General features: G+C 48.2%; 5 protein-coding genes. All 5 read left to right on the top strand.

The window, feature by feature from the left end:
- Positions 1–264, top strand: a 264-nt coding sequence (locus PHU49_14820) for a hypothetical protein (protein MDD5245279.1), incomplete at its 5' end; no start/stop codon positions are given.
- Positions 233–529, top strand: a complete 297-nt coding sequence (locus PHU49_14825) for a hypothetical protein (protein ID MDD5245280.1) — start codon at positions 233–235, stop codon at positions 527–529. The genes PHU49_14820 and PHU49_14825, both read left to right, overlap by 32 nt.
- Positions 529–2490: a hypothetical protein gene (locus tag PHU49_14830; protein MDD5245281.1), complete on the top strand. Its 1962-nt coding sequence runs from the start codon at positions 529–531 to the stop codon at positions 2488–2490. Before PHU49_14825 ends, PHU49_14830 begins: the two co-directional genes overlap by 1 nt.
- 3 nt (positions 2491–2493) lie before the next feature.
- On the top strand, positions 2494–3516 hold the full coding sequence (locus PHU49_14835; protein MDD5245282.1) for a hypothetical protein: 1023 nt from the start codon (positions 2494–2496) through the stop codon (positions 3514–3516).
- Positions 3517–3538: 22 nt separating this feature from the next.
- The coding region (locus PHU49_14840; protein ID MDD5245283.1) for a hypothetical protein at positions 3539–4746 on the top strand (1208 nt) is incomplete at its 3' end.

Raw genomic sequence — 4746 nt, forward strand, 5'->3', positions numbered from 1 at the left:
CAAAATAAGTTAGAGGCGCAGATGTCGCGTTTCCGTGGCGAGGAAATGAAACACGGGGATGACCTGATTGATATTTGGGGATATGTTGGACAGCCGGGATTGGTCAATAAACCCGTAACCCAGAAAACAGAAGAAGAAAAAAAGAAAAAGGAAGTACACGAATTTTTTGAGCGCATGGCGAAAAGATGGCCCGATATTCAGAAAGAGAAAGCTGGAACAAGGAGGGTGAGATATGCTGGTGGTATGCGGCCTAATTATTTTTGAGTTGGCGGCGGTTATCGCAGTTAGCATTTTTGCTAACCTTGAGGCGAGAAGGCGCCATGCCGACATTGAGGAGCGGTGGGTGGTGTTGTTCGCGTGGCTGGATAGATTTGATCGTAATTCCAAAGCACTCAAGGATGATATTGATGGCAAGTTTGGCAAAGACCTGATTGAAAAACTGAACGCAATATTTAAATTGGGCAGTCACCCGCAAAAACTAATTGCGGGGAAAGACGGAAAACTTCATAAAATCAATAGGGATTACTAATGGCCGAAAATAAAGAAGAAAAAAAGACCAACTGGGTTGAATGGATCAAAGAACGCATTGGTGCCGGTGGTCAAGCGCCGCAAAAGGTAAATCTGAAATTCGGGCGCATTGCTTGGTGTCAGGCATTTGATCGTGGCGATCAGTATAAAATACTCAACGAACTTACGGGTTTGGTTGAGGATGTTTATATGTCCAGGGAAACCCGCTGCATATACAATATTTGCAAGACGTTCAACGATGCCTACGCATCTAAGATGTGGAAGGGTTCTCCCACTCCTACCACTTCGCCATTTTCAACGAATACCGAAAGTTATGATGAGGATATAAATGTGGCCACAAATGCCGCCGTAGAGTATTGGTGGAAAAGCGTGGCTTACGGCTCAATGAAACTGTATGACACCACCAGAACGGCGGCTGTCGGTGGAATTGGAATTGCAAAGGTATATTATGATAAGAACCAGCAAAGCGGATTATATACTGGCGAGGTCATTCTTGAGAAGGTAAACCCGCTTCATCTGTACCCCAACGCCGATGCGACCTGCGATGAGGAGTTTAGAGAGGTCAATCATCGGTTCCCCAAAGAAAAGTCGGTTGCCGAAGAAGAATTTTCCGAGCAGATGAAGAAACTCGGAATTACCGAACTTGAATCTCAGAGCAAGAACGACGCCCATCCCGAAATCGCAGAGGCAAGCAAAAAGGTGGACGATGGGCCAAATGCCGAAGTTAAAAATTCTGTAATCGTAAATGACATCTGGATTAAGAAATGCAAAAAGTATCCCAATGGCAAGCACGTTATTGTCATTGGTGAGCATACATTGGTAGAGGAAGATAACCCCGAACCAGATATGCTCCCATTCTTTGCCTATGTGGTAAACCCGCAAGACAATGACCTCTACGGTCTTGGCATTACATATCCCATCATCCCCATTCAGCGGGATATGAATAAAAACAGCAGCATCATTGCGGAGAACGCCGATTCTATGGGGCATCTGAAATGGCTGGTGAAAGAGGGAAGCGTAACTAACCCGTCTGCCTTTGATGACCAGAGCGGCGAGATTGTTGAATACACCGGGGATGCACAGCCACATCAATCGACCGCCAATCCATTGCCCGAATATATCAATGGCCGCTGGTGGCAACTGCTTGATATTGCCAAGTTCGTAACACACATTCAAGACCTTGGCCTCGGCATGATTCCGCCGAAGGGCAGTCAGATGTCAACCGGTACGACCAACGAACTGGTCAACGGTGAGAATGTCATGTTTGCCCCCGACATCGAGCGCATGGTAAAGTTTGTACAGAAGATTGTCAGGCGCTACCTGTTCCTCGTCAAGAAGTATTATCAGGAAGATCGCATTGTTACAATTATTGGCGAGAATAAAAGACCGGAAGCCATTATTTTCAAACGCGAGAATTTGGCCGATAACTACAATGTTGATATTAAGGTCGGCAGCGGATTTGACCGTAGCGATGATGCACAGGTTACGGCGATCACCAATCTTATGCAGACCCCGGCATTTGAACAGGCCGGAATTGACCCGCGTGTGGTTATGGAAGAACTGATGCGTAAGATGAATATTACCAAGTTGCGTGAAGATACATTCAAAGACGAGCGCCAAGCGAAGCGGTATCTGGATTACATCTTGGCCAATCCCGGCAAAGAATATGCGGTCAATCGCTATGTCAATCCCAACGCGCACATTAAGGTATTTACTGATTTTACCAAGCAGCCGGAATTTGACTTATTGCATCCGGTGGTTAGGGGTACGATTGAGGGTTACATAGACCGTATGGTAAATATGCTACCGCCGCCTCCGAGCGCACCAATGGGGCCACCTCCCGGCGCTCCGGGGAATGAGTTCCCGGCCCCGCCATCTAATGAACCGATTGATACGGGTGGCCGTCCGCCCGAACAAAATATGGATTTAGCGGCAAGCCAACCGGCACCGCAAGGAGTTTAACTTATGTCTGAACCAACGATTGAGTTGTCCGACGCACTGGCTGTTCAATATGGGTTTGCGCCAGCAAGCACCGAGGCGACTGCACCTGTTACAACCGAAGCACCAAAAGAAACACCGGCTACCGAAGCCAAAGGGGTAACTACTCCAACCGCTACTGAAAAGCCAACGGAGAGTGAAGCACCCAAAGCGGCAGATGAAACGCCGAAGGAAGCGGTTAAACCGCTTTACACACCGGATGAAATTAAGCAACTGTGCAAAGATGCCGAGGCAACCGGAAAGATCAATCTTGATACGTCAAGGTTAGATCCTAACGGTATTGCCCTGATGAAATCTTTTCAGCAGGGGCTTGATGGAACGTGGGGAAAGGCCAAGCGTGAGCGCGAGGAAGCCGCCAAAGAACGTGCGGAAGTCGAGCGTATCCGGGCCGAATTTGAACAAGCCAAGAGGGATGCGGAGAACAAAAGGATTTTTGAGCAAGAGAGAGAAGAACTTGGGGAAGATATTGCCAACGCCAACAAGCGTGAGCGCGAGATGCAGGAGCGGCTTGAGAGGCTTGAAATGGAAAACAGACAGGCCAAAACCCAAGCCCTTGCCATGCAGATTAGGGAAGATTACCGTAACACTTCGTCCAAGTATTTCATTCCGCAGGATCAGAATTATGAAGATACGATTTTAGCGGCAATTTATGGCGCAGATTTGCTTCATCAGGGGCGCGGGGAATATCCGCGTACCATTGAGGAAAGCGCCGCTAACTTTGCCGATAAGTTCGGCTTCACTAATGTTGACAACCTGTGGAAAATCATTCGCTCTAATCCAGAAAACGAAAAAGCTGTTAGGGCTTATTATGAGAATGATTACATTCAAAGAAAAGCCAAAGGCCCGACCGTATCTCCGTCATCTGCGGCCAATGTTCCGATTCAACCAAAACCCGCCGGTGCGAATGACCAAAACAAGTCTATTATGGATATTGTGAGGGAAACCCTCAATATCCCGGCTGGAGAAGAAATTATATTAACCAATAACTAATACTTAGGAGGTATTATTTAAAATGGCTACGAATGTTGCAAGAAGTGATTATGTAAATGCTATTATAGAGGCTTATGCCAAAGAAGTTACCAAAGTCCCGCTTATGGACTCCTGGCTGTATAACGGTATTCCGTTTGAAACCGTCAATCAAAAAGGTGAAGATAAGCTGAACTTTACGTTCCAGACCCAGGGCAACGAGTCGGCCTTCCTGACTGCGGAAGGTGCGGCTAATGGTGCGGCCAATGTTCCCGCCTACGCGAAGGGATATACCTACCTCAAAAAGATCGGCGCTCCCATGCGCTTCACCGAGGAAACCGTATTCCTGAGCAAAGACCCGAATACCATCGTCAAAACCCTGGAAACCTACACCAGCGATACCGTTGCGGCTTACGAGATGTTGAGGGAATTTATGATTCATCAGCCGGGTACTGGTATTCTGGCCACCCTCACCGCCGTTACCTCAACCGCCGCCACGACTTCCGTGTTCACGGTTGATTCGGCCCGGTGGCTGCGTGTTGGTATGATTGTGGATGCCTATACCAGCTCGACAGAGAACATTGACAGCATTACCATTACGGATGTTAATTATGACACCAACGTGGTTACTGGCACTCACGCATCGGATACCATTGTGAGTGGCGATGTTCTCTATCCCCACAATTCCTATGTTACCAGTTCCACGATTGTTACGTCCTATTTCTGGAATGGTATCGAAACTTTGATTAATGATACGGATACCGCTTTCGGTACGCCGCTGACCACCGGCCTTGATCGTGACACGCAGAGTTTTGCCAAAGCGTGTGTGAAATATGGCAGCAGTCCCGGCACTGCGGAGGCGCTTACCCTTGGTCGTATGCGTGCTGTCTGCGATTCCATTGATGTGAACTGGGGCCGTTCCATGCCCACCATCATCTATACCGATCCCGGTTCTCTGAACGCCTATAATGAACTGTTGACCAATAAGCAGGCCCCGACGATCAATATGCCCACCGAGGATGGCTGGCCGGAGGCCGTGGCGTTTGTGTGGAATGGCAAAAAGATGCGCGTTCTGTCTAAGAGGTTGGCTGCGCCCAAGACGATGTTCTTCATCAATCCGTCCACGCTGAAAAAGTACATCGGCGGTGAAACGGGTTGGGATACGATGGCTGGTACTTTCCAGAAGGTTGCTGGCTATCAGATTTTTGAGCGTATGTATCGTGGTTGGGGCAATCTGATCTGCACCAACTTCAA

The sequence above is a fragment of the Syntrophorhabdaceae bacterium genome (genome assembly GCA_028713955.1).
GTDB lineage: Bacteria > Desulfobacterota > Syntrophorhabdia > Syntrophorhabdales > Syntrophorhabdaceae > UBA5609.